This window comes from Pseudomonas sp. B7(2017), assembly GCF_002112745.1.
GTDB lineage: Bacteria > Pseudomonadota > Gammaproteobacteria > Pseudomonadales > Pseudomonadaceae > Aquipseudomonas > Aquipseudomonas ekonensis.
The window spans coordinates 130,322-153,203 of record NZ_NEIP01000009.1 but is presented as its reverse complement, the minus strand read 5'-3'; the positions used below and the strand labels follow the sequence as shown (position 1 = coordinate 153,203).

The 22,882-nt window shown below is 66.0% G+C and carries 21 protein-coding genes and 1 pseudogene; 13 read left to right on the top strand and 9 right to left on the bottom strand.

The window, feature by feature from the left end; genetic code table 11:
• Nucleotides 1-14: 14 nt before the first annotated feature.
• From CAG29_RS18285 to CAG29_RS18245, 10 genes and pseudogenes are all read left to right on the top strand, one after another.
• Complete coding sequence (locus tag CAG29_RS18285; protein WP_085582044.1) at nt 15-827, top strand: energy transducer TonB; 813 nt, start codon at nt 15-17, stop codon at nt 825-827.
• Between the two features lie 45 nt (nt 828-872).
• On the top strand, nt 873-1,595 hold the full coding sequence (locus tag CAG29_RS18280) for a MotA/TolQ/ExbB proton channel family protein (protein ID WP_085694925.1): 723 nt from the start codon (nt 873-875) through the stop codon (nt 1,593-1,595).
• 1 nt (nt 1,596) lies between these two features.
• Nucleotides 1,597-1,998: a biopolymer transporter ExbD gene (locus CAG29_RS18275; RefSeq protein WP_085631869.1), complete on the top strand. Its 402-nt coding sequence runs from the start codon at nt 1,597-1,599 to the stop codon at nt 1,996-1,998.
• A gap of 275 nt (nt 1,999-2,273) precedes the next feature.
• A complete protein-coding gene (locus CAG29_RS18270) occupies nt 2,274-2,855 on the top strand; it encodes an alpha/beta hydrolase (protein ID WP_085639474.1) in 582 nt (193 codons plus the stop codon).
• 59 nt (nt 2,856-2,914) lie between these two features.
• The gene (locus tag CAG29_RS18265; RefSeq protein WP_085694924.1) at nt 2,915-3,847 is read left to right on the top strand and encodes a sigma 54-interacting transcriptional regulator; all 933 of its coding nucleotides are present in this window, start codon (nt 2,915-2,917) and stop codon (nt 3,845-3,847) included.
• A 167-nt stretch (nt 3,848-4,014) separates the two neighbouring features.
• A complete protein-coding gene (locus tag CAG29_RS18260) occupies nt 4,015-4,812 on the top strand; it encodes a MetQ/NlpA family ABC transporter substrate-binding protein (protein ID WP_085639468.1) in 798 nt (265 codons plus the stop codon).
• A 509-nt stretch (nt 4,813-5,321) separates the two neighbouring features.
• Complete coding sequence (locus CAG29_RS18255) at nt 5,322-5,987, top strand: amino acid ABC transporter permease (RefSeq protein WP_085694923.1); 666 nt, start codon at nt 5,322-5,324, stop codon at nt 5,985-5,987.
• Entirely contained in the window at nt 5,968-6,627 is a 660-nt protein-coding gene (locus CAG29_RS18250) for an amino acid ABC transporter permease (protein WP_085582030.1), read from the top strand. Before CAG29_RS18255 ends, CAG29_RS18250 begins: the two co-directional genes overlap by 20 nt.
• 24 nt (nt 6,628-6,651) lie before the next feature.
• Nucleotides 6,652-6,785: pseudogene (locus tag CAG29_RS28665) on the top strand (amino acid ABC transporter ATP-binding protein); the annotation flags it as partial.
• Nucleotides 6,782-7,633 (top strand): transporter substrate-binding domain-containing protein, encoded by an 852-nt coding sequence (locus CAG29_RS18245; RefSeq protein ID WP_085694922.1) that lies wholly within the window; start codon nt 6,782-6,784, stop codon nt 7,631-7,633. The pseudogene CAG29_RS28665 and the gene CAG29_RS18245, both read left to right, overlap by 4 nt.
• A 42-nt stretch (nt 7,634-7,675) precedes the next feature.
• Here CAG29_RS18245 and CAG29_RS18240 read toward each other — a convergent pair whose 3' ends face one another.
• Complete coding sequence (locus CAG29_RS18240; RefSeq protein WP_085639465.1) at nt 7,676-8,836, bottom strand: AAA family ATPase; 1,161 nt, start codon at nt 8,834-8,836, stop codon at nt 7,676-7,678.
• 158 nt (nt 8,837-8,994) lie between these two features.
• Between CAG29_RS18240 and CAG29_RS18235 the strand changes: the two genes are divergently transcribed.
• From CAG29_RS18235 to CAG29_RS18225, 3 genes are read left to right on the top strand one after another with little or no spacing between them, the layout of a single operon-like run.
• Entirely contained in the window at nt 8,995-10,098 is a 1,104-nt protein-coding gene (locus CAG29_RS18235; RefSeq protein ID WP_085582024.1) for an efflux RND transporter periplasmic adaptor subunit, read from the top strand.
• Nucleotides 10,095-11,159: an efflux RND transporter periplasmic adaptor subunit gene (locus tag CAG29_RS18230; RefSeq protein ID WP_085582022.1), complete on the top strand. Its 1,065-nt coding sequence runs from the start codon at nt 10,095-10,097 to the stop codon at nt 11,157-11,159. Before CAG29_RS18235 ends, CAG29_RS18230 begins: the two co-directional genes overlap by 4 nt.
• Nucleotides 11,156-14,209 (top strand): efflux RND transporter permease subunit, encoded by a 3,054-nt coding sequence (locus CAG29_RS18225; protein ID WP_085631877.1) that lies wholly within the window; start codon nt 11,156-11,158, stop codon nt 14,207-14,209. The genes CAG29_RS18230 and CAG29_RS18225 overlap by 4 nt, the downstream gene beginning before the upstream one ends.
• Nucleotides 14,210-14,270: 61 nt before the next feature.
• Here the strand turns inward: CAG29_RS18225 and CAG29_RS18220 are convergent, their stop codons facing one another.
• The 8 genes from CAG29_RS18220 to CAG29_RS18185 all read right to left on the bottom strand — a co-directional run bounded on the left by CAG29_RS18220 (nt 14,271) and on the right by CAG29_RS18185 (nt 22,543).
• Nucleotides 14,271-14,927: a bifunctional 2-polyprenyl-6-hydroxyphenol methylase/3-demethylubiquinol 3-O-methyltransferase UbiG gene (locus tag CAG29_RS18220; protein WP_085582018.1), complete on the bottom strand. Its 657-nt coding sequence runs from the start codon at nt 14,925-14,927 to the stop codon at nt 14,271-14,273.
• 162 nt (nt 14,928-15,089) lie between these two features.
• Nucleotides 15,090-15,734: a methionine ABC transporter permease gene (locus tag CAG29_RS18215; RefSeq protein ID WP_085694921.1), complete on the bottom strand. Its 645-nt coding sequence runs from the start codon at nt 15,732-15,734 to the stop codon at nt 15,090-15,092.
• Nucleotides 15,724-16,848 carry a methionine ABC transporter ATP-binding protein gene (locus tag CAG29_RS18210; RefSeq protein ID WP_085656667.1) on the bottom strand — a complete coding sequence of 375 codons (1,125 nt, stop codon included), beginning with the start codon at nt 16,846-16,848 and terminating at the stop codon, nt 15,724-15,726. The genes CAG29_RS18215 and CAG29_RS18210 overlap by 11 nt, the downstream gene beginning before the upstream one ends.
• Nucleotide 16,849: 1 nt before the next feature.
• Nucleotides 16,850-17,659, bottom strand: a complete 810-nt coding sequence (locus CAG29_RS18205; RefSeq protein ID WP_085582012.1) for a MetQ/NlpA family ABC transporter substrate-binding protein — start codon at nt 17,657-17,659, stop codon at nt 16,850-16,852.
• Between the two features lie 127 nt (nt 17,660-17,786).
• On the bottom strand, nt 17,787-19,145 hold the full coding sequence (locus CAG29_RS18200; RefSeq protein WP_085694920.1) for an LLM class flavin-dependent oxidoreductase: 1,359 nt from the start codon (nt 19,143-19,145) through the stop codon (nt 17,787-17,789).
• Complete coding sequence (locus tag CAG29_RS18195; protein WP_085694919.1) at nt 19,145-20,338, bottom strand: SfnB family sulfur acquisition oxidoreductase; 1,194 nt, start codon at nt 20,336-20,338, stop codon at nt 19,145-19,147. Before CAG29_RS18195 ends, CAG29_RS18200 begins: the two co-directional genes overlap by 1 nt.
• Before the next feature lie 38 nt (nt 20,339-20,376).
• Nucleotides 20,377-21,618 carry an SfnB family sulfur acquisition oxidoreductase gene (locus tag CAG29_RS18190; RefSeq protein WP_085582006.1) on the bottom strand — a complete coding sequence of 414 codons (1,242 nt, stop codon included), beginning with the start codon at nt 21,616-21,618 and terminating at the stop codon, nt 20,377-20,379.
• 172 nt (nt 21,619-21,790) lie between these two features.
• Entirely contained in the window at nt 21,791-22,543 is a 753-nt protein-coding gene (locus CAG29_RS18185) for a hypothetical protein (RefSeq protein ID WP_085582004.1), read from the bottom strand.
• Nucleotides 22,544-22,882 lie beyond the last annotated feature (339 nt).

Here is a 22,882-nt window from a genome sequence, read left to right as displayed (position 1 = left end):
CAGGGAGTGAATCAATGGGCAATGTCCAGACCGCCGCCGCACAGGAGGTGCTGTGGCGCCAGGCGCCGAGCGGCGAATTGGTCGGTCTCGGCCGGCCTCACCGGGTGCCGCTGGGGCAGTTGCGTCTGCAGCGCTCGCCCAAAGGCATCCTGAGCCGGCGCGAAACGATCCTGCTCGGCGTGCTGGCCCTGGTGGTGCATGGCGCGGTGATCTACTGGGTCGGCCGGCAGCCGACCCCGGCGCTGCCGGTGGTGCCGCCGCAGGTTCCGCCGATGACCATCGAGTTTTCGCGTCCGGCGCCGCCGGCGCCTCCTGTGGTCGAGCCACCGCCGCCGGCGCCCGTGGTCGAACCGCCTCCGCCGGTGGAAGACGAACTGGCGGTCAAGCCGCCGCCGAAAAAACCGGTGCCGAAGCCGATTCCTAAACCGGTCGCCAAGCCTGTGCCCAAACCTGCGCCCAAGGCGGTCGAGCAACCGCCGGCACCGCCGCAGCCGGCTGCTCCGGTCGCGGCACCTACGCCGCCCGCGCCGCCTGCGCCCGCACCGGTCACACCGGCCTCGGCCAATGCCGCTTACCTGAAGAACCCGGCGCCGGAATACCCGTCGCTGGCCCAGCGCCGCGGCTGGGAAGGCACCGTGCTGCTCAGGGTGCACGTGTTGGCCAGCGGCAAGCCGGGCGAGATCCAGATCCAGAAAAGCAGCGGCCGGCAACAGCTCGACGACGCGGCGCTGGAGGCCGTGAAGCGCTGGAGCTTCGTGCCGGCCAAGCAGGGCGATGTCGCCCAGGACGGCTGGGTCAGCGTCCCCATCGATTTCAAGATTCACTGAACCGAAACCAAATTCGCGCGAAACGTTTATACGAGGGAATGCACCATGACGTTACTGGCCTCTCCACTGGAATCCATCGAAAGCGCAGTGATCTGGCTGCTGGTGGCCTTTTCCGTCGCCACTTGGGGACTGGCGCTGCTCAAGGCTGTGCAGTTCGGCCGCCTGAAGGCCCAGGATCGCAGGTTTCACAAACGGTTCTGGGCGGCGTCGAGCCTGGATTCCGCCGCCGAGCTGAGCGAGACCCAGCCCGGCGCCGCCGCTCGGGTGGCCCAGGCCGGCTATGCGGCGATCCAGGTGGGCGAGGCGCCGGCGGCGGATCTGAGCCAGGCGATCAACCACCAGGATCGCCTGGAGCGTGCCTTGCGCCAGCAGATCGTGCGCGAGCGGCGTTCGCTGGAAACCGGTCTGGCGGTGGTCGCGAGCATCGGCAGCACCTCGCCGTTCATCGGCCTGTTCGGCACGGTGTGGGGGATCATGGAGGCGTTGAAGGGCATCAGCGCGGCGGGGTCGGCGAGCCTGGAAACGGTGGCCGGGCCCATCGGTGCGGCACTGGTCGCCACCGGCGTGGGGATCGCCGTCGCGGTGCCGGCGGTGCTGGTTTACAACTACTTTCTGCGGCGCCTGAAGCTGACCGCGGCGGATCTGGACGACTTCGCCCATGACTTCTACAGCCTGGCGCAGAAGAGCGCGTTCCGCGTGCTGATCCACCCGGCGGCCCAGCGCGCCGCGGTGGCCGGCGGTGCGGCGAAAGTGAAGGAGGCGTCCTGAGATGGCCTTCTCCACGCAAGACAGCGACGAGGTGCTGAGCGAGATCAACGTGACGCCGCTGGTGGACGTGATGCTGGTGCTGCTGGTGGTGTTCATCGTCACCGCGCCGCTGCTGACCAACGCGATACCGATCAACCTGCCCAAGACCGAAGCGGTGGCGCCGGTGGAGCAGAAGGATCCGCTGGTGGTGAGCATCGACGGGGCCGGCAAGCTGTTCATCAACAAGGATGAAATCCAGCCGGATCTGCTGGAGTTCAACCTCAAGGCCGCCAAGGCCAAGGATCCGGAAGTCCGCGTGCAGCTGCAGGCGGACGACGGCGTGAACTACGGCGAAGTGGCGCGGGCCATGGCGTCGATCGAGCGGGCCGGCATCACCAAGCTGTCGGTGATCACCGCGCGGTGAACGAATGTCGATTTTTCCGGGGCCGTCTCCTTGGCAGGGTGCGGCCCCTTTTTTATTCCCGTCTTCTTTGCGCCGCCGCTCCCTGCAGGCGCGAGCCTGCTCGCGAAGGGGCGGTGCAGGTCGCCAACGGCGGTATTCGCAAGCAGGGTCGCGCCGGCAAAGTCATCGCTTGATATGTATTTTGGGTATTAATAAATAGCTTCTTATTCCTTAACGAATATAACTCTCGTCCCTATACTCGACCAGGAACAGACACGACGCAGGAGAGCATCCCCATGCGCAACGAACCGATTCGTTACCTGATTGTGCCGGGCTGGCAAGGATCGCCAGAGGATCATTGGCAAACCCATTGGCAGAACAGCCTGCCCAACAGCGCCCGGGTGGAGCAGGCCGACTGGCTGACGCCCCGGCGTGAGGACTGGGTGGCGGCACTGGCCGAGGCGATCGCCGCCGACAGCGCGCCGGTGATCCTGATTGCGCACAGCCTGGGCTGCATCACCGTTGCCCATTGGGCGGCCAACGCGCCGTTGCAGGCCCTGCGTCAGGTGCGCGGCGCGCTGCTGGTCGCACCGGCGGATGTCGAGCGTCCGGCGTGTGTGCCGGCCCTGCGCAATTTCGCACCGATCCCGACCGACCTGCTGCCGTTCCCCAGCCAAGTGGTCAGCTCCGACAACGACGCCGCCGTCAGCGCCACCCGGGCCCTGGAGCTGGCACGCAACTGGGGCGCCGAGGCGGGGATCCTCGCCGGGGCCGGGCACATCAACGTGAAGTCCGGCCATCGGCGCTGGGAACAGGGATTCGCGTACCTGTACCGCCTGCAGAACCGCATGGAACATCACGCCCGGCGGCGCGCTTGAACCCTACTTTCCATTTTTGATCGCCCCCGTCTCCCGGCGGTTCTGGGTGGGAGTCTGCCATGAGTTTCGAGACCTTCGGCCAGCCGTTGCTGACCTTTCCCGATGCGGAAAAAAGCCCCCTGAGCATCCGCGCCAAGGCGCTGGTGTTCGTCGATCCGCGCTCGCGCCGGTTGCGCGAGCACATGAACCAACTGGCTCCGCGGTCGATCTCGGTGCTGATCCGCGGCGAAACCGGCACCGGCAAGGAACTGCTCGCCCGGCACATCCACCGCGCCAGTGACCGCAGCGGCCTGTTCGTGTCGGTCAACTGCGGGGCGATCAGCCCGACCTACGCCGACGCCGAACTGTTCGGTTATGCCGCCGGCAGTTACGCGGGGTCGGCCAGCAGCCGCGCCGGCTGGTTCGGCTCGGCCAACGGCGGCACCCTGTACCTGGACGAAATCGGCGACTTGCCGTTGCCGATTCAGATCAAATTGCTCGCCGCCCTGGAAAACCACGAAGTCACCCGGGTCGGCGCCCATCAGCCGAGCCCGGTGGACGTGCGCCTGGTGGCCGCCACCAGCATCGACCTGGCGCAGGCGGTGGCGGCGGGGAAATTCCATGAGCGGCTGTTCCATTACCTCAGCGAAGGCCATCTGGAACTGCCGGCCTTGCGCGAGCGGACCGGCGACATCCTGTCGTTGGCCGAGTACTTCCTCGGCATCTACAGCCAGCGCCTGGACCTGCCGGTGCCGCTGATCAGCGAGGCGGCGCAGGAGGTGCTGGAGCGCCACAGCTGGCCGGGCAACACCCGGGAGCTGGAGAACGTCATTCACTTCGCGTTGCTGGTGAGCACGGGGGACGAAATCCTGCCGGTACACCTCAACCTGCCCGAGGCGTCCGGGCTGCTGGCTCCGTTTGAACGCCATGTGGCGGGCATCGGCATCGGCGGCACGCCCGACGAACGCAAGGCATTGAAAGACTTGCTTTTGCGCCTGGCGGAAGGGTTGTAACCATTTTGTTCAACATGAACAAAATGGAATATGAAGCTGAATAAACGTTATTGTCCGGGAATAAAAAATCCCGGTATTGTCCGCTTCACGCCAGCGATAGCACATCACTGGCACTTGTATTCAATGCCGTCGTCGATGACGACCATGACTTTCGATAAGGACACTGCATGAAAAAGGTTCTGCTGTTCTCCGCATTGGCGGCTGCCCTGACCGCATCCCTGGCCCAGGCCGGCGAGAAACTGGTGGTGGCGGCCACGCCGGTTCCCCACGCCGAGATCCTCGAACTGATCAAGCCGACCCTCGCCAAAGAAGGCGTGGATCTGGAAGTCAAAGTCTTCACCGACTACGTGCAGCCGAACGTGCAGGTGGGCGAGAAGCGCCTGGACGCCAACTACTTCCAGACCAAGCCTTACCTGGACAGCTTCAACGCCGGCAAATACAAGGACGACAAGGCCAAGTACCTGGTGACCGTGGAAGGCGTCCACGTCGAACCGTTCGGCGGCTACTCGAAGAAGTACAAGTCGCTGGCCGACCTGCCGAACGGCGCGACCATCGCGATCCCCAACGAAGGCAGCAACAGCGGCCGCGCCCTGATCCTGCTGCAGAAAGCCGGCCTGATCGAGCTGAAGGATCCGAAGAACGCGCTGGCCACCCCGAAGGACATCGCCAAGAACCCGCACAACTTCAAGTTCAAGGAACTGGAATCGGCCCTGCTGCCGCGGGTGCTGAACGAAGTCGACCTGGACATGATCAACACCAACTACGCGCTGGAAGCCAAGCTGAACCCGACCAAGGACGCCTTGGTGATCGAAGGTGCCGACTCGCCTTACGTGAACTTCCTGGTGGCCCGTGAGGACAACAAGAACAGCGACGCGATCCAGAAGCTGGCCAAGGCCCTGACCAGCCCTGAAGTCAAAGCGTTCATCGAGAAGAAGTACAACGGCGCGGTATTGCCGGCGTTCTGATCCGACGCATCCGACGCAACAGCACCCCCCTTCAGGTGTGAAGACGCCGACGGCCAGCGATGGTCGTCGGCGTTTTCGTTTGCGGCGGTGTCGCAGCCTGCGGTGAGGGAGCCCGCTCCGTCACCGCAAGGGCCTAGGCGAGCCCCGTCTTCAGCGCCCTGCGCAACGCCACCAACAGTTTCACGATGTCCTGCGGATCCAGCCGCTGCGGCACTTTTACGTCAGCCATGTTTTCTTCCTTGTAATGGTTTGGCCCAGGGAGTCTGGTCAAAAGCTGTGCGTCCTTGGAGGGGCAATCTGAAAAAAAGATCCTTCCTACAGCGCCGGGGAAAATAGCTTTCTTCTTCCGTCCCGGCAAACCCGGCGATTAGTTTTTTGTGTGATATCAATATGCTTTATCGGTATTTAAATTCTTTTTTTTATACCTATAAAGTCGGTGCCTGCAGGACGGCCACCCGCTGTCCATGGATTGCACCACCGTCGCTTACCGAGCGGCGTCAGGACGTTTCATGACCTTCGATTACGCGTTCATCCTCAGCACCTTGCCGGCCTTCCTCAGCGCCGTGGGCGTGACCTTGCAGGTCGGGCTGATCGCCATCGGCACTTCGTTGGCCGTGGCGCTGTTCAATGCGGCGCTCCTGGTGTTGCGTGTGCCGTACCTGCCGAAGGTCATCGGCCTGTACGTGGAACTGGCCCGCAACACGCCGCTGCTGATCCAGCTGTTTTTCGTCTACTTCGCGTTGCCGACCGTGGGGGTTCAAGTGTCCGGTTTCGCCGCCGCGATCATCACCCTGACGTTCCTGGGCGGCGCCTACCTGACTGAGGTGCTGCGCGCCGGCGTCGAAGCGGTGCCCAAGGGGCAGATCGAATCCGGCCGTTCCCTCGGGCTGTCCGACCTGCAAGTGCTGCGCTACGTGATCCTGCCGCAGGCGGGGATCCTCAGCATGCCGTCGCTGTTCGCCAATTTCATTTTCCTGCTCAAGGAAACCACGGTGGTGTCGGCCGTGGCGGTGCCGGAACTCCTCTACACCACCAAGAGCTACATCGCCCTGTACTACAAGACCTACGAAATGCTCGCCGTGCTGACGCTGATCTGCGTGCTGCTGTTCCTGCCGCTGTCGCTGCTGCTCGGCCGTCTGGAAAGGAGGCTGCAACATGGCCAGTTCGGGTCTTGAGCTGCTGTGGGTGTCGTTGCCGCAACTGGCGGCCGGCGCCGGGCAGACCTTGTCGATCTCGTTGCTGAGCATCGCGGTCAGCACCGTCGGCGGCGTGCTCTACGGCGTGCTGCGCACCCTCGACGTGAAGTGGCTCAACGCGGTGCTGCGGGTCTACCTGGAGCTGTTCCGGGCGATTCCGGTGCTGGTCTGGCTGTACCTGCTGTTCTTCGGCCTGCCGATTTTCTTCGGCCTCAGCGTGCCGAGCTTCTGGTGCGCCGTGACGGTGCTGTCGCTGTGGGGCGCCAGCGAAGTCGGCGAGGCGGCGCGCGGCGCATTGCGCTCGTTGCCCCGCGGGCAGCGCGAGGCCGGGCTGTCGCTCGGCTTCAACGCCGTGCAGCTCTACGCCTACGTGCTGATGCCGCAGGCGCTCAAGCGCATGACGCCGCCGACCATCAATGTCTACACGCGCATCATCAAGACCAGCTCGCTTGCGGTGCTGATCGGCGTGGTGGACGTGATCAAGGTCGGTCAGCAGATCATCGAACGCACCTACGAATCGGTGCTGATCTACGGTGCGCTGTTCCTGTTCTTCTTTTTCATCTGCTACCCGCTCTCTGCCGCCTCCCGCGTGCTGGAGCGGCGCTGGGCCCACGCATGAGCGCCTCGACCGCTTGGCAGGGCCCGCACCCCGCCCGAGATTTTCTTTGCGAACCCGCAGACCGCACGCGCGCAGCCGTTCCTGGAGAAGTTCTCCCCGCCGAAGCCTGGCCTTCGGCGACGTTGCCCAAAACGACTCAGACCAAGGAACCGTCATGAAAACTGCCAAATCGCTGTTCGTTCTGCCCCTGCTCGGCCTCGCGCTGCTGGCCGGCTGCAACAAATCCGAGGAACCGGCCAAGCCCAAGGTCGCCAGCGAAAGCGCTGCGCCCGCAGGCAGCCTGGACAAGATCAAGGCCCGCGACAAGCCGCCGTTCGGCTTCGTCAACGAAACGGGGCGCTACGTCGGCTTCGACACCGACATCGGCCGCCGGCTGGCCAAGGACCTGCTGGGCGACGAGAACAAGGTCGAGTTCGTCGCCGTGGAGCCGGCCAGCCGGATCCCGTTCCTGCAAAGCGACAAGGTCGACCTGATCCTGGCCAACATGACCGTCACCCCGGAGCGCAAGGAAGCGGTGGACTTCACCAACCCGAACCTGCGGGTGGCGGTGCAGGCGCTGGTGCCCCAGGGCAGCGCGGTGAAGCGGCTCGACGACCTGGCGACCCGCACCACCATCGTCACCACCGGCACCACCGCCGACATCTGGCTGACCAAGCACCACCCGGACTGGAAACTGCTCAAGTTCGAGAAGAACTCCGAATCGCTGCAGGCCCTGGCCGGCGGCCGCGGCGACGCCTACGCCCAGGACAACCTGGTGCTGTTCAGCTGGGCCAAGCAGAACCCGGGCTACCGCGTGCTGGACGAAAAGCTCGGCGACGAGGCCCCGATCGCACCGGCGGTGAAGAAGGGCAATACCGAACTGCGCGACTGGGTGAATACCGAGCTGGCGAAGCTGGGCGAGGAGAAATACCTGCTCAAGCTGTACGACCAGTACGTGCGCAAGGAACTGAGCGACGACACCCAGCCTGAGAGCGTGATTGTCGAAGGCGGCAAGTGGCAGGGCTGAGCGCCTGACCAAAAGCTGTGGCGAGGGAGCCTCGCCACGGGCTCAATCCGGCCAGTGCCAGGCCGGCTCGTCCAGCATTCGCTGGCCGACGACGCCGGTCTGGCCGAGGGTCTTTTCCAGCACGATGCAGTTGCAGTCTGGATCCTCCTGCAACGCCGAGATCAGCCGCCGGGCGTGGGACACCACCCACACCTGGCAGTCCTGCGATACGCGGATGATCAGGCGCGCCAGCGCCGGCAGCAGGTCCGGGTGCAGGCTGGTCTCCGGTTCGTTCAGCACCATCAGCGACGGCGGGCGCGGCGTCAGCAGCGCCGCGACCAGCAGCAGGTAACGCAAGGTGCCGTCCGACAGCTCCGCCGCCGACAGCGGCCGCAGCAACCCTTCCTGATGGAATTCGATGGCGAAACGTCCGCCGGCCAGCGGCGCGATCTCCAGGCGTGCGCCGGGAAACGCGTCGCTGACCGCCGCCCGCAGGGCTTCGGGATCGCCGATCTCGATGATGGTGCGCAGCGCCGCCGCCAGATCCCGGCCGTCGTGGTGCAGCACCGGGGTGCGGGTGCCCAGTTGCGGCTGGCGTGCCGGGGCGTCAACGTCGCTGCGAAAGTGGTCGTAGAAGCGCCAGCGGCGGATGAACTCGCGCATCTGGAACACCTCCGGCGAGGTGCGCAGGCTGCCGACCTGGTCGAACAGGCTGTCGAAGGTCGGCGTGTGCTGCGCCAGCACCTCCCAGCGGCGGCCTTCGCGGGCGCGGATCATCGGGCCGTCGCGGTCCACCAGCAGGCTGGCCGGGCGATGGAACGGCCCGGCCCAGATGCACTCCCGTTTGATTTCCGGATCCAGGGCAAAGTACGAGCGGGACGGCTCGGGCAGGCCCAGCGCGATCGCATAACCGAAGTCCTCCCCGGCGAACCCCAGGCGCAGGCGTTTGACGCCTTGGCGCACCGTGGGCTCGATGGCCACTTCGCCGTTGCGCATCCGTCGGCTGAGGGTTTCCGGCCCGGCCCAGAAGGTCGAGTCCAGCCCGCCCTCGCGGGCCAGCGCGTTGACCACGCCGCCCTGCGCGGTCTCCGCCAGCAGGCGCAGGGCCCGGTAGAGGTTGGACTTGCCGCTGCCGTTGGGGCCGGTGATGAGGTTCAGGCGGCCCAGCGGGATCACCAGTTTGTTGATCGAGCGGTAATTGGCCACCGCCAGGGTCTTGAGCATGGGCGTTTCCTTCTGCCGGAGCCGGCCAGTTTGCCTGAATGCCGTGTCGCCGTGTGCCTGCGCACGCTTCGTGCGGTAAAGCCGTGCAATGGTCAAAGGCTGTTCTAAGCTCTCAGTCGTATCGTCTCTGTCACGTCAGAAAAAGCCAAGGAGTCTGCATGGCGGGTCCCGGATATAAAGTGGCATTGGCCCTGAGCGCCGTCGCTTTGCTGAGCGCCTGCGGCGAAAAGAAAGCCGCCGAGGAGTACCTGCCCAGGGTGCTGGTGCTCGACGTGAAGCCCGCCGACTACGCTGCCGCCGTGACCCTCACCGGCGATGTGCAGGCGCGGGTGCAGACCCAACTCTCGTTCCGCGTCGGCGGCAAGATCATCCAGCGGCTGGTCGAGGTCGGCGACCGGGTGAGCGCCAAGCAGGTGCTGGCCCGGCTCGACCCCAAGGACCTGCAGACCAACGTCGACTCCGCCCAGGCCCAGGTGCTGGCCGAGCAGGCCCGGGTGAAGCAGAGCGCGGCAGCCTTCGTGCGCCAGCAGAAACTGCTGCCCAAGGGCTACACCAGCCAGAGCGAATACGACTCCGCCCAGGCTGCGCTGCGCAGCAGCCAGAGCGCCTTGAGCGCTGCCCAGGCGCAGCTGGCCAACGCCAAGGACCAACTGAGCTACACCGCCCTGGTGGCCGATGCGCCGGGGGTCATCACCGAGCGCCAGGCCGAGGTCGGCCAAGTGGTGCAGGCGACGATGCCGATCTTCAGCCTGGCCCGGGACGGCGACCGCGATGCGGTGTTCAACGTCTACGAGTCGCTGCTGGCCGAGCGGCCGTCGAAACGTCCGATCGTGGTGAGCCTGCTCGACAACCCCGCGGTCAAGACCACCGGCACCGTGCGTGAGGTCACCCCGTCGGTGTCGGCGCAGTCCGGCACGGTGCAGGTCAAGATCGCCCTCGACGGCCTGCCGCCGGGGATGCAGCTCGGTTCGGTGGTGAGCGCCACGGCCAAGGGCTCCGGCAAGCCGGCGGTGGAGCTGCCGTGGTCGGCCCTGACCAAGAAGGTCAGCGAACCCGCCGTGTGGCTGGTGGACGGCAAAGGCGAGGCGCAGCTGCAAGCGGTGACGGTGGGCCGCTACCTGACCGGCAAGGTCGTCGTCAGCGAAGGCCTCAATGGCGGGGAGAAGGTCATCATCGCCGGAGGGCAGTTGCTGCATCCGGGCATGAAGGTCGAGATCGCCGACTACACCTACAAGGATCTGAAAATGGAAGCGCAGCCATGAAGCGCCTGGGACTGCTGTCCGTCGGGGTACTGCTCGCTGCGTGTTCCAAGAGCGAAGCGCCGCCGGAGCCGGTGCGTCCGGTGCTGTCGGTCAAGGTGCAGGCGCTCAGCGAAGAGAGCCTGGGCCGGTTCGCCGGCAACATCCAGGCGCGCTACGAGAGCAACACCGGCTTTCGCGTGGGCGGACGCATCGCCAGCCGCAACGTCGATGTGGGCGCCGAGGTCGGCAAGGGCACGCTGCTGGCCACCCTCGACCCGTCCGATCAGCAGAACCAGCTGCGCTCGGCCCAGGGCGACCTGGCCAAGATCGAGGCGCAACTGATCAACGCCCAGGCCAACGCCCGCCGCCAACAGGCGCTGTTCGACCGCGGGGTCGGCGCCCAGGCGCAGCTGGACATCGCCCAGACCGACCTGAAGACCACCCAGGCTTCGTTGGACCAGGCCCGGGCGGCGGTCAGCCAGAGCAAGGACCAACTCGGCTACACCGAATTGCGTTCGGACCATAAGGCCGTGGTCACCGGCTGGAGCGCCGAGGCCGGCCAGGTGGTGACCGCCGGCCAACAGGTGGTGACCCTGGCGCAGCCGGACATCAAGGAAGCGGTGATCGATCTGCCGGACACCCTGGTCGATCAGTTGCCCAAGGACGTGGTGTTCCAGGTGGCGGCCCAGCTCGACCCCGGCATCAACACCACGGCGGTGATCCGCGAGATCGAACCCCAGGCCCAGAGCGCCACCCGCACCCGCCGCGCGCGCCTGACCCTGGCCGAGACGCCGCCGGGCTTTCGCCTCGGCACGGCGATCAGCGTGACCTTGCGGTCGGCGATCAAGCCGCGCATCGAACTGCCGGCGGCGGCCTTGCAGGAGGTCGACGGCAAGCCGCGCATCTGGGTGATCAACCCCCAGGACAAGACCGTGGCGCCCCGCGACGTCCGCCTGCTCAGCCGCACCGACAGCACCGTGGTGCTGGACGGCGGGGTGCGCAACGGCGAGCGGGTCATCAGCGCCGGGGTCAACAGCCTCAAGCCCGGACAAACCGTGAAATTTGACGAGGACAGTCAATGAAAGGGTCTTTCAACCTCTCCGAATGGGCCCTCAAGCATCAGTCGTTCGTCTGGTACCTGATGTTCGTCGGGTTGCTGATGGGGGTGTTCTCGTACTTCAACCTGGGACGCGAGGAAGACCCGTCCTTCACCATCAAGACCATGGTGATCCAGACCCGGTGGCCCGGAGCGACCCAGGAGGAGACGCTCAAGCAGGTCACCGACCGCATCGAGAAGAAACTCGAAGAGCTCGACTCCCTCGACTACGTGAAGAGCTACACCCGCCCCGGCGAATCGACGGTGTACGTGTACCTGCGCGACACCACCCAGGCCAAGGACATCCCGGAAATCTGGTACCAGGTGCGCAAGAAGATCAGCGACATCCGCGGCCAGTTCCCCCAGGGCATCCAGGGGCCGGGGTTCAACGACGAGTTCGGCGACGTGTACGGCTCGGTGTACGCCTTCACCGCCGACGGCCTGACGATGCGCCAGCTGCGCGACTACGTGGAGCAGGCGCGGGCCGAGATCCGCGGCGTGCCGGGGCTGGGCAAGATCGAGATGATCGGCCAGCAGGACGAGGTGCTGTACCTGAATTTCTCCACCCGCAAACTGGCGGCGCTGGGCATCGACCAGCGTCAGGTCGTGCAGAGCCTGCAGCAGCAGAACGCCGTGACGCCGGCCGGGGTCATCGAGGCCGGGCCCGAGCGGATCTCGGTGCGCACCTCGGGGCAGTTCGCCTCGGAAAAGGACCTCGCCGAGGTCAACCTCAAGCTCAACGACCGCTTCTACCGGCTGGCGGACATCGCCGACATCTCCCGCGGCTACGTCGACCCGGCCACCCCGGAGTTCCGCTTCAACGGCACGCCGGCCATCGGCCTGGCCATCGCGATGCAGACGGGCGGCAACGTCCAGGCCTTCGGCAAGGCCCTGCACGAGCGCATCAACGAAATCATCGCCGACCTGCCAGTGGGCGTCGGCGTACACAACGTGTCCGACCAGGCGGTGGTGGTGGAGGAGGCCGTCGGCGGGTTCACCAGCGCACTGTTCGAAGCGGTTGTGATCGTGCTGGTGGTCAGCTTCGTCAGCCTCGGCATGCGTGCCGGGCTGGTGGTGGCGTGCTCGATTCCCTTGGTGTTGGCGATGGTGTTCGTCTACATGGAGTACAGCGGCATCACCATGCAGCGGATCTCCCTCGGCGCGCTGATCATCGCCCTGGGCCTGTTGGTGGACGACGCGATGATCACGGTGGAGATGATGGTCACGCGTCTGGAGATGGGCGAGACCAAGGAGCAGGCGGCGACGTTCGCCTACACCTCCACGGCGTTCCCGATGCTCACCGGCACATTGGTGACCGTGGCGGGCTTCGTGCCCATCGGCCTCAACGCCAGTTCCGCCGGCGAATACACCTACACCCTGTTTGCGGTGATCGCCGTGGCGATGCTGGTGTCGTGGGTGGTGGCGGTGCTGTTCGCGCCGGTGATCGGCGTGCACATCCTGAGCACCAACGTGAAGCCCCATGAGGGGGAGCCCGGCCGCATCGGGCGGGCGTTCAACCATGGCCTGCTGTGGTGCATGCGCAACCGCTGGTGGGCCATCGCCATCACCGTGCTGTGCTTCGTCCTGTCGGTGGTCGGCATGCGCTTCGTGCAGAACCAGTTCTTCCCGTCCTCGGACCGCCCGGAAATCCTGGTGGACCTGGACCTGCCGCAGAACGCTTCCATCGACGAGACCCGCAAGGCGGTGGACAAGCTTGAGGCCACGCTCAAGGGTGACCCGGACATCGTGCGCTGGAGCACCTACATCGGCCAGGGCGCGATCCGGTTCTACCTGCCGCTGGACCAGCAGCTGCAGAACCCCTACTACGCCCAGCTGGTGATCGTCAGCAAGGACTTCGAGGCCCGCGAGGCGCTGAGCCAGCGGATCCGCGACCGCCTGCGCAAGGATTTCGTCGGCATCGGCGGCTACGTGCAGGCCCTGGAGATGGGCCCGCCGGTGGGCCGGCCGATCCAGTACCGGGTCAGCGGCAAGGACATCGACCAGGTGCGCAAGCACGCCATCGACCTGGCCACCGAGCTGGACAAGAACGAGCACATCGGCGAGATCATCTACGACTGGAACGAGCCGGGCAAAGTCCTGCGCATCGACATCGCCCAGGACAAGGCGCGCCAGCTCGGGCTGTCGTCCGAAGACGTGGCGAGCCTGATGAACAGCATCGTCAGCGGCTCGACGCTGACCCAGGTCGACGACGACATCTACCTGATCAACGTGGTCGGCCGGGCGGTGGACTCCGAGCGCGGCACGCCGGAGACCCTGCAGAACCTGCAGATCGTCACGCCCAACGGCACCTCGATCCCGCTGCTGGCGTTCGCCACCGTGCGCTACGAACTGGAGCAGCCGCTGGTGTGGCGCCGCGACCGCTTGCCGACCATCACCATCAAGGCGGCGTTGCGCGGCGACATCCAGCCCACGGACCTGGTGAAGGTGCTCAAGCCCTCCGTCGACGCGTTCGCCGCCAAGCTGCCGCCGGGCTACAAGGTCGCCACCGGCGGTACGGTGGAGGAGAGCGGCAAGGCCCAGGGGCCGATCGCCAAGGTCATCCCGCTGATGCTGTTTCTGATGGCGACCTTCCTGATGATCCAGCTGCACAGCGTGCAGAAGCTGTTCCTGGTGGCCAGCGTCGCGCCGCTGGGGCTGATCGGCGTGGTGCTGGCGCTGGTGCCCACCGGCATTCCGATGGGCTTCGTGGCGATCCTGGGGATCCTGGCGCTGATTGGCATCATCATCCGCAACTCGGTGATCCTTGTGACCCAGATCGAAGAGTACGAGCAAAAGGGTTATGCGCCGTGGGACGCGGTGGTGGAGGCCACCGAACACCGGCGCCGGCCGATCCTGCTGACGGCGGCGGCCGCGAGCCTGGGCATGATCCCGATCGCCCGCGAAGTGTTCTGGGGGCCGATGGCCTACGCGATGATCGGCGGGATCATCGTGGCGACCTTGCTGACGCTGCTGTTCCTGCCGGCGCTGTATGTGGCGTGGTACAGGATCCGCGAGCCGAAGAAGGACGCGCAGTGACAAGCGGGCGCTGTGCGCCCGTCGCCGGCAGGCTGGCTCCCGCCGGGGGAGTCAGTGCCGTTCAAATGTGGCTGCCGGCGATGGCGTCCTGGCCGATCTTGCGCCAGACGCTGGCCAGCCAAGGCTGCTGCTCCCGCGGCAGGCCCGCCGGCCGGTAGTAGTGCTCCAGCTCCGCGAACCCGGCGGCGGTCAGCAAGCGGCGCCAGGCCTCGAGATCGTGGTACGAGCCGTAGCGCGGGCCGTTCCAGCCCTCGCGGTTGTCCCCGCGGGGGTTGGAGCTGAACAGCACGCCGCCCGGCTTGAGCGTGGCGTGCAGTTGCCCGAGCACACGGGGCAGTTCCTGCAACGGCACATGGAACAGCACCGCGTTGGCGAAGATCCCGTCGAAGCGTCCGGCCGGCAGGTCGAGCTTGAGGAAATCCTGCCGCCAGACTTCGCAGCCGCTGTCCTCCCGGGCCATCCGCACAAACGCTTCCGAGCCGTCGAGGCCGATGGCGACATGGCCCAGGCGGGTGAAGGTCTGCAGGTCGCGGCCCGGTCCGCAGCCGAAGTCCAGGATGCTGAAGGGCGCCGGGCCCTGAATGTGGCGCAGCAGGGCGTCGATGTTCTGGCTGACGTCGTGGTCGCGGGTGCCTTCGCGGAAATCTTCCGCCACCGAGTCGTAGTGGCCCAGGGTGGTGGAGGTGATCTGTTCCAGATCGGAGGGGGTCTGTTTCATGGTCGGCTGCGCGGGCTATGGGATGTGCCGAATATACGCCAACCTGTAGGGCCGCTGCGCAGCCCGTCGCCAGCAGGCTGGCCCCCACCGAAGTCATGAACGCCGCCGTCCACTGTGGGAGCCAGCCTGCTGGCGATGACCGTTTTATTGGCGACGCAAGACTCAGCGCTTGTTCAAGCCCCGCGCCAAGCGGTCGCCGCCCAGCTGGATCACCGCCACCAGCGCCACCAGCAGCACGATCACCGTCAGCATGATCTGGCTGTCGAACCGCTGATAGCCGTAGCGGTAGGCGATGTCGCCCAAGCCCCCGGCGCCGATGGCCCCGGCCATGGCCGAGGAGTTGATCATGGTCACCAGGGTGATGGTGAAGCCGCCGACGATCCCCGGCAGCGCCTCCGGCAACAGCACGTGCCAGACGATGTGCCAGCGCCGACAGCCCATGGCCTGGGCCGCTTCGATCAGGCCGTGGTCGACCTCGCGCAGGCTCACCTCGGCGATCCGCGCGAAGAACGGCGTGGCGGCGATGGTCAGCGGCACGACCGCCGCCCACACGCCGTAGGTGGTGCCGACGATCAGCCGGGTGAACGGGATCAGCGCGACCATCAGGATCAGGAACGGGATCGAGCGGAACAGGTTGACGAACGCCCCCAGCGCCCGGTTCAGCGCCGGGGCCTGGTAGATGCCGCCCTTGTCGCTGGTGACCAGGATCACCGCCATCGGGATTCCCGCCACCAAGGCGATGAGCGACGACACGCCGACCATCAGGAACGTGTCGATGAAGCCTTGCAGCAGACGGTCAATCCACATGGCCCAGCACCTCCACCCGTTGCGCCCATTGCCCGGCGCGCGCCTGCAACCGGGCAGCGTCCAGGGACGAGCCGCTCACCGCCAGCAGCAGTTGCCCCAACGCATGGCCCTGGATCCGCTCCACGCCGCCCTGCAGCAGCTTGACCCGCCCGCCGAGGGCAGCGAACAGCGCGGCCAGGTCCGGCTCGTCGGCATCGCCGCCGGTGAATTGCAGACGCAGCACCACGGCGGCCTCCGGTGATGGCGGCTGGGCGTGCAGACGGCTTTGCAATTCCTGGGGCAAGGCGTGCTGCAAGGGCGCGAGCAGGGTCTGGCTGACTTCGTGCTGCGGGTCGCCGAACACTTCCCACACCGGGCCCTGCTCGACGATGTGCCCGCGTTCCAGCACCACGACGCGGTCGCAGATGTCGCGGATCACCGCCATTTCGTGGGTGATCAGGACGATGGTCAGGCCCAGGCGGGCGTTGATCTCGCGCAGCAGGCCGAGGATCGACTGGGTGGTTTCCGGGTCGAGCGCCGAGGTGGCCTCGTCGCACAGCAGGATGTCCGGGTCGTGCACCAGGGCCCGGGCGATGCCCACGCGCTGTTTCTGCCCGCCGGACAACTGCGCCGGATAAGCCGCGTGCTTGCCTTGCAGGCCCACCAGATCCAGCAGTTCGCGCACCTTCGCTTCGCGCTGCGCCTTCGGCACGCCGGCGACCTTGAGCGGCAGCTCGACGTTCTGCCACACGGTCTTGGCCGACATCAGGTTGAAGTGCTGGAAGATCATGCCGATCCGCCGACGCAGGGCGACGAGGCGGTCCTCGTCGAATTCGCCGATGTCCACCTGATCGATCAGCACCCGTCCTGCGGTCGGTTGCTCCAGACGGTTGATGGTGCGGATCAGCGACGACTTGCCGGCGCCGCTGCGGCCGATGATGCCGAACACTTCGCCGCGCCGGATCGACAGGTCGATGCCTTGCAGCGCCGCGACCGGGCCCTGGCGGCCTTCGTAGGTCTTGCCGACGCCGATGAAGCGCACATGGGCGCGGGTCAGTTCGGGGTGCAATTCTGTGCGTTCGGCACTGTGACGGGGCTCTGGAGTCTCCAGTCGCCGTTGGAGGGCGGCCGTCATGTCAGCTTTCCCAGCCGGCCTGGTACAGCTTGCCGTGGGCCTTGTCGAGCGCGGCGCGCACGGCGGGCGAGTGCTGGTAGATGTCGACGAACTTGATCAGGCGCGGATCGTCCTTGCTCTTGGGCCGGATCACGAACTGGATCACGTATTCCTTGTGGTCGAGGCCGTCGAACAGCAGCGCGGAGCCGGCATCGAAGGTCTTGGCCAGGCGGATATAGGCCGGATAGCCCTGCACCAGGTCGGCGTCGTCATAGGCGCGCACCAGTTGCACGGCCTCGACCTGAAGGATCTTGATCTTCTTCGGGTTGGCGACGATGTCGTCCTCGGTGGCCTTGTAGCCGACGCCGGGCTTGAGGGTGATCAGGCCGGCCTTGGCCAGCAGTTGCAGGCCGCGTCCGCTGTTGATCGGGTCGTTGGCGATGGCGACGCTGGCGCCCTCGGGCAGCTCGGCGAAGCTCTTGTACTTCTTCGAGTAGAGGCCGACGTTGTTGATGATCCCCGGCGCGAACGGCACCAGGTCGAAACCTGAGGCGGCCTTGGCGTTCTCCAGGAACGGGATGTGCTGGAAGTAGTTCACGTCGATGTCGCCGGCGGCGAGGCTGACGTTCGGCGCGATCCAGTCGGTGAACTCCACCAGCTCGACCTTCAGGCCTTGCTTGGAGGCCTCCTCGACGGCGGCCTCCAGGGGAATGGCGAAGGCGGCGGTGGTGCCGATCTTCAGCGGCGCCTCGGCGGCGAACGCCGCCGAGCTGAACAGGCCGAGGGCCAGGGCCAGTGCCTTGACCGGGTTGGGCAGGAGAGTCTTGGTCATGAGGGTTTTCCAGTCAGTGCATGGGTTATGGGGTGTCTGGTCGGGCCTCTTCGCGGGCAAGCCCGCTCCCACAGGTTCTTGTGTACACCGCACACCCCTGTGGGAGCTGGCTTGCCCGCGAAGCTTTTCAGCGGCGAAACGATGATCCGGTGTGCTGTCGCGGTAACTGCGCCCCGGCACGGAACAGCTTTTCCCGCAGGCTGCCGTCGTCATAGGCGGTCTTGTACGATCCGCGCCGCTGCAGTTCCGGAATCACCAGGTCGATGAAGTCCACATAGCTTTCCGGGGTGACGATGCGCGTCAGGTTGAAGCCGTCGAGGCCGGTTTCGGCGATCCACGATTCCAGCTCGTCCGCCACCTGCTGCGGCGAACCGACCACGGTGATGTAGCGCCCGCCGAGGGCGTGCTGCTCCAGCAGCTTGCGCCGGGTCCAGTCGTTGTTCTGCAGGTTCTTGGTCGCGGACTGGATGGCGTTGCTCTTCACGTACTGGATCGGTTCGTCGAGGGCGTACTCGGAGAAGTCGATGCCGGTGGACGCCGAGAAATGCGCCACGCCGGCCTCGGCGCTGGCGTAGCTCAGGTACTCGGCGTGCTTGGCCCAGGCCGCTTCTTCGGTCTCGCCGACGATCACGTTCAGGCCCATGAACACCTTGATGTCCTCGGGGTTGCGCCCGGCCTTCACGGCGCTGGCGCGCACCTTGTCCACCTGGGCCTTGGTCGACGGCTTGTTTTGGCCGCTGATGAACACGCACTCGGCATGGCGCCCGGCGAACAGCAGGCCGCGGTCCGAACTGCCGGCCTGGAACAGCACCGGCGTGCGCTGCGGCGACGGCTCGCACAGGTGATAACCCTCGACCTGGTAGAACTCGCCCCGGTGTTCGACCTTGTGCACTTTGTCCGGGCGGGCGTAGATCCGCTGCTGCGGGTCGTTGACCACGGCGCTGTCTTCCCAACTGCCTTCCCAGAGTTTGTAGAGGACTTCGAGGTACTCGTCGGCCTGGTCGTAGCGGCGGTCGTGTTCGGCCTGTTCGCGCAGGCCCATGGCCTTGGCGGCGCTGTCCAGGTAGCCGGTGACGATGTTCCAGCCCACCCGCCCGCGGCTCAGGTGGTCGAGGGTCGACAGGCGCCGGGCGAACAGGTACGGCGGCTCGTAGGTGAGGTTGGCGGTGAGGCCGAAGCCCAGGTGTTTGGTCACCGCGGCCATGGCCGAGACCAGCAGCAGCGGATCGTTGACCGGCATCTGGATCGACTCCTTGAGCGTGACGTCCACCGACTGCTGGTAGACGTCGTACACGCCGACGATGTCGGCGATGAACAGGCCGTCGAACAACCCGCGCTCAAGCAACTGCGCAAGCTCGGTCCAGTACTCAAGGGTGCTGTAGCGGGTCGAGGTGTCGCGCGGGTGCGTCCACAGGCCGTGGTTGATGTGGCCGATGCAGTTCATGTTGAACGCGTTGAGCAGAATCTTCTTTTTCCCGGCGGCCATCAGATCGTCCCCCGCAGCGGAGGCTTTTCGTCGTTGAGGTAATAGTTGCCCACCGCGTGGTACTTCCAGCGCACCGGGTCGTGCAGGGTGTGCACGCGGGCGTTGCGCCAGTGGCGGTCGAGGCCGTGTTCGCTGAGGGTGGCCTGGCTGCCGGCCAGCTCGAACAGGGTGCTGCCGGCGGCCAGGGAAATGTCGGTGCTGATCGCCCGGGCCTCGGCGACGGCGATCGACGCGGCGGCGACGGTGTCGGCGCTGCTGTCGGCCTGGGCGGCGTCGAGGAATTCACCCGCGCGCTCCAGCAGCGCCTCGGTGGCGTGCAGGCGAATGCTCAGGTGGCCGAAGCTCTTGAGGGTCAGCGGGTCTTCCGTGGCCTTATCGTTGCCCGAATCGATCCACGGACGGGTCTTGCTGCGCACGAAATGCAGCGCGTCCTCGAAGGCGGCGCGGGCGATGCCGGTGTCGATGGCCGCATGGAGGATCTGAGCCAGCGGGCCGACCGTGGTCGGGCGCTCGAAGGCGGCCTGGAACGGCACCACGTCTTCGGCGGCGACGTACACGTCTTCGAACACCACCGAACCGCTGCCGGTGGTGCGCTGGCCGAAGCCGCTCCAGTCGTCGATCACGGTCAGGCCCTGGCTGTCGCGATGGACGAACGCCAGTTGCTGCACGCCGTTTTCGTCCACCACCAGGGTCGGGATGCGCTGGGCATAGATCGCGCCGGTGGCGTAGAACTTGCGGCCGTTGATGCGAAAACCGTCGCCTTCGCGGGTCAGGCGAGTGACGCGGTCATGGGCGGTCTTGGTGCCCAGTTCCGCCAGGGCGTTGCCGAAGCGGCGGCCGGTCAGCGCCTCGGCGTACAGGCGTCGCTTCTGCGCAGGGCTGCCGTTCACCCGCAGCACTTCGAGGGCGTAGAAATGGTTCTGCGGTATCTGCCCCAGGGAGCCGTCGGCCTGGGCGATCAGGGCGATGACCCTGGCCAGGGTGACGTTGGAGACGCCGGCGCCGCCGTATTCCTTCGGCACGCTGATGCCCCACAGGCCGGAGCGGGAAAACACGTCCAGCTCCGCCAGCGGCAGGCGGCGTTCACGGTCGCGCAGGTGGCTGTCGCGCTTGAAGTCTTCGGCCAGGTCGCTGGCGACGATCAGGGCCTGTTCGTCGCTGGCGATGACCGCGACGGGATGGGAAAGGGTCATGTGCTTCTCCAGAGATCTGGTCAAAAGTGTTCTGGTCGTCAGATCCAGGAATGGCGGGCCGGCAGCTTGCCGTTGAGGCGGTAGGCGCCGACCGCGTGGTACTTCCAGCGCACCGGGTCGTGCAGGGTGTGCACCCGTGCGTTGCGCCAGTGGCGGTCGAGGTTGAACTCGGCGAGGGTCGCGCGGCTGCCGGCCAGCTCGAACAGCTTCTCGCTGGCCAGCAGCGATATTTCGGTGGTCAGCACCTTGGCTTCGGCCACGGCGATCGAGGCGCGGGCGGCGGACTCGGCGGTGACCGGCGCGGCATGCACCTGGTCCAGGACTTGCCCGGCCTTGCGCAGCAGCGCTTCGGCGGCGTGCAGTTCGATCTTCAGCCTGCCGATGTCGGCGATGACGTAAAGGTCATCGCTGGCGCGCTCGACCTTGGCCTCGATCCACGGACGGGCGCGGGTCTTGACGAAGTCGATGGCGTCGTCGAGGGCGCCGCGGGCGATGCCGGCGTCGATCGCGGCCTGGATCAGCTGCGACACCGCACCTTGGGTGTTGGGCTTCTCGTTGATCTTCCAGTTGTCCACCACCAGGCCAGCCTCGACCCGCACGTTGTTCAACAGGATCGTGCCGCTGGCGGTGGTGCGCTGGCCGAAGCCCGACCAGTCGTCGACGATGCGCAGGCCCGGCGTGCCGCGCCGAACGAAAGCCAGCACCTGCCGGCCGTCATCGTTGAGCGCCTTGACCGCGACCCAATGGGCGAAGAGGGCACCGGTGGAATAGAACTTCTGGCCGTTGATGACGAAATCGTCGCCGTCGGCGGTGATCCGCGCCTTCAGCTCCAGGGTGTCCTTGGTGCCGCGCTCGGGGCCTGCGTTGCCGATGCGCCAGCCTTCGAGCACGCTCTGGAACAGCTGGCGCTTCTGCGCCTCGGTGGCGCAGCCGAGCACCAGGTTGAGGATGCCGAACTGGTTTTGCGGGATCTGCCCCAGCGCCGGGTCGGCGGCGGAGATGATCGCGAACACTTCGGCCAGGGTGACGAAGGACACCTGCGGCCCACCGTATTCGCGGGGGATGGCGATGCTGCCCAGGCCGCTGCGGGTGAACTGTTCGATCTGCGCCCACGGCAGCTTGCGCTGGCGGTCGCGCCGGGCGGCGTCCACACGGGCGGCCTCGGCCAGTTCATGGGCGGCCTCGATGGCCTGGGCGTCGTTGCGCAGGATCTGCGCGGGCAACAACAACGGGGCGGTGTCCAGATCGGTCTGAACGTTTGCGTCTGCCAGACTGGACATCAGTGCCACTCCTTGGCTGCACGCAATGCCCTGGCGATCCGCACTGGGGTGATTGGGTTCCGGACCATGCTACCTACCTCACATCTCAAAAAATCGCCGCGAAATGCGGCGAACGAAAGAATGTCCGGTGGTCCGGTTCATATACCCTAAACGTGTATAAATATTTTATGAACTAACTTTTAGAAATATGCATAGAAGGGGCCATGGCCTGTCCGGTTAACAGGCTGCCGCCGATCCTCAGCATGCGCGGCGGCGCCCAGCGCGAGTTGTTGCCGACCCGGTCGAGGATGCAGTAGGTCACTTCCAGGCGCAGATCCTCGCCGGCTTCGAGAATCACCGACGGCGGTATCCACACCTGGACCGGCCGTCCGACGCCCTCGGTCGCGACGGGCGGCAGGTCCATCCGCACATCGCCCCAGCGCACCGTGATCGCGTCGCCCTCGGCCATGTTCAGGTAGGGCTGGATGGTCAGCGGCACACCGCGCTTGACCTGCCCCGGGTTCACCCCCTGACGGCAGATGGTGCCGGGCAGCACGGCTTGCGCCAGGTGCTGGTTCTCGTCGTTGCACAACGGCGGCGGCTGCCCGCCGGGACAGTCCAGCTTCACCTGCGCCGACGCGCTGGCCGACAGCGCCGGGCTGCGCCCCACCTGCATGATCCGGTAGTGGGCATGGGCCGGGCCGTTGACCACGAAGCTTTCCGGCACCCGCAGCCTGACCGGTTCGCCGACACAGGCGTCCGTGAGCACATGGGAGGCGACGTAGCAGTCGTTCCAGAACAGTTCGATCAGGTCGCCGGCATCCATCCCGGGATACGGGGCGACTTCGACCAGCAAATGGGCGGCGGCGGCCAAACCGATGCCGCCGTGGCGGGCCGACGTCAGGTTCGGCGCGGCCATTTCGGGGATGTGCGAAGCGAAGGGCATGGGGTTCTCTCCTTGAGACCTTGCAGCGAAGTCCGTTTCTGAAAGTTCGGGCGGTTTGAATGCTCAGGTCATGAAACAGTGTCGGGTTGATCGATGTTTATGTCGCCTTGATGAAGTAACGGGCAACGGTGGCGACTAGATAAAAGTTCGCCGAAAGAGCTGTCAATAGAGGCAATCGGTGATTTTAAAAATTGCGGACTAATCAGAAAGCTCCTACATCAACAGCGCAATTTGCCTGGCCTGCGGAGTGAATTCGGCCACAGGACAGGGCTATTTTGGCGGTTTCAGCGCATGTCTGGCCATGCACCTGTATGGAGGGTGTTTAGCGGATGCCGGGCA

Coding starts and splice junctions, on each gene's coding strand:
- CAG29_RS18265 (WP_085694924.1), top strand. CDS start 2,915: ATGAGTTTCGAGACCTTCGGCCAGCCGTTGCTGACCTTTCCCGATGCG.
- CAG29_RS18185 (WP_085582004.1), bottom strand. CDS start 22,543: ATGCCCTTCGCTTCGCACATCCCCGAAATGGCCGCGCCGAACCTGACG.
- CAG29_RS18200 (WP_085694920.1), bottom strand. CDS start 19,145: ATGGCCGCCGGGAAAAAGAAGATTCTGCTCAACGCGTTCAACATGAAC.
- CAG29_RS18235 (WP_085582024.1), top strand. CDS start 8,995: ATGGCGGGTCCCGGATATAAAGTGGCATTGGCCCTGAGCGCCGTCGCT.
- CAG29_RS18225 (WP_085631877.1), top strand. CDS start 11,156: ATGAAAGGGTCTTTCAACCTCTCCGAATGGGCCCTCAAGCATCAGTCG.
- CAG29_RS18240 (WP_085639465.1), bottom strand. CDS start 8,836: ATGCTCAAGACCCTGGCGGTGGCCAATTACCGCTCGATCAACAAACTG.
- CAG29_RS18210 (WP_085656667.1), bottom strand. CDS start 16,848: ATGACGGCCGCCCTCCAACGGCGACTGGAGACTCCAGAGCCCCGTCAC.
- CAG29_RS18190 (WP_085582006.1), bottom strand. CDS start 21,618: ATGTCCAGTCTGGCAGACGCAAACGTTCAGACCGATCTGGACACCGCC.
- CAG29_RS18255 (WP_085694923.1), top strand. CDS start 5,322: ATGACCTTCGATTACGCGTTCATCCTCAGCACCTTGCCGGCCTTCCTC.
- CAG29_RS18270 (WP_085639474.1), top strand. CDS start 2,274: ATGCGCAACGAACCGATTCGTTACCTGATTGTGCCGGGCTGGCAAGGA.
- CAG29_RS18205 (WP_085582012.1), bottom strand. CDS start 17,659: ATGACCAAGACTCTCCTGCCCAACCCGGTCAAGGCACTGGCCCTGGCC.
- CAG29_RS18250 (WP_085582030.1), top strand. CDS start 5,968: ATGGCCAGTTCGGGTCTTGAGCTGCTGTGGGTGTCGTTGCCGCAACTG.
- CAG29_RS18215 (WP_085694921.1), bottom strand. CDS start 15,734: ATGTGGATTGACCGTCTGCTGCAAGGCTTCATCGACACGTTCCTGATG.
- CAG29_RS18220 (WP_085582018.1), bottom strand. CDS start 14,927: ATGAAACAGACCCCCTCCGATCTGGAACAGATCACCTCCACCACCCTG.
- CAG29_RS18245 (WP_085694922.1), top strand. CDS start 6,782: ATGAAAACTGCCAAATCGCTGTTCGTTCTGCCCCTGCTCGGCCTCGCG.
- CAG29_RS18195 (WP_085694919.1), bottom strand. CDS start 20,338: ATGACCCTTTCCCATCCCGTCGCGGTCATCGCCAGCGACGAACAGGCC.
- CAG29_RS18275 (WP_085631869.1), top strand. CDS start 1,597: ATGGCCTTCTCCACGCAAGACAGCGACGAGGTGCTGAGCGAGATCAAC.
- CAG29_RS18260 (WP_085639468.1), top strand. CDS start 4,015: ATGAAAAAGGTTCTGCTGTTCTCCGCATTGGCGGCTGCCCTGACCGCA.
- CAG29_RS18285 (WP_085582044.1), top strand. CDS start 15: ATGGGCAATGTCCAGACCGCCGCCGCACAGGAGGTGCTGTGGCGCCAG.
- CAG29_RS18280 (WP_085694925.1), top strand. CDS start 873: ATGACGTTACTGGCCTCTCCACTGGAATCCATCGAAAGCGCAGTGATC.
- CAG29_RS18230 (WP_085582022.1), top strand. CDS start 10,095: ATGAAGCGCCTGGGACTGCTGTCCGTCGGGGTACTGCTCGCTGCGTGT.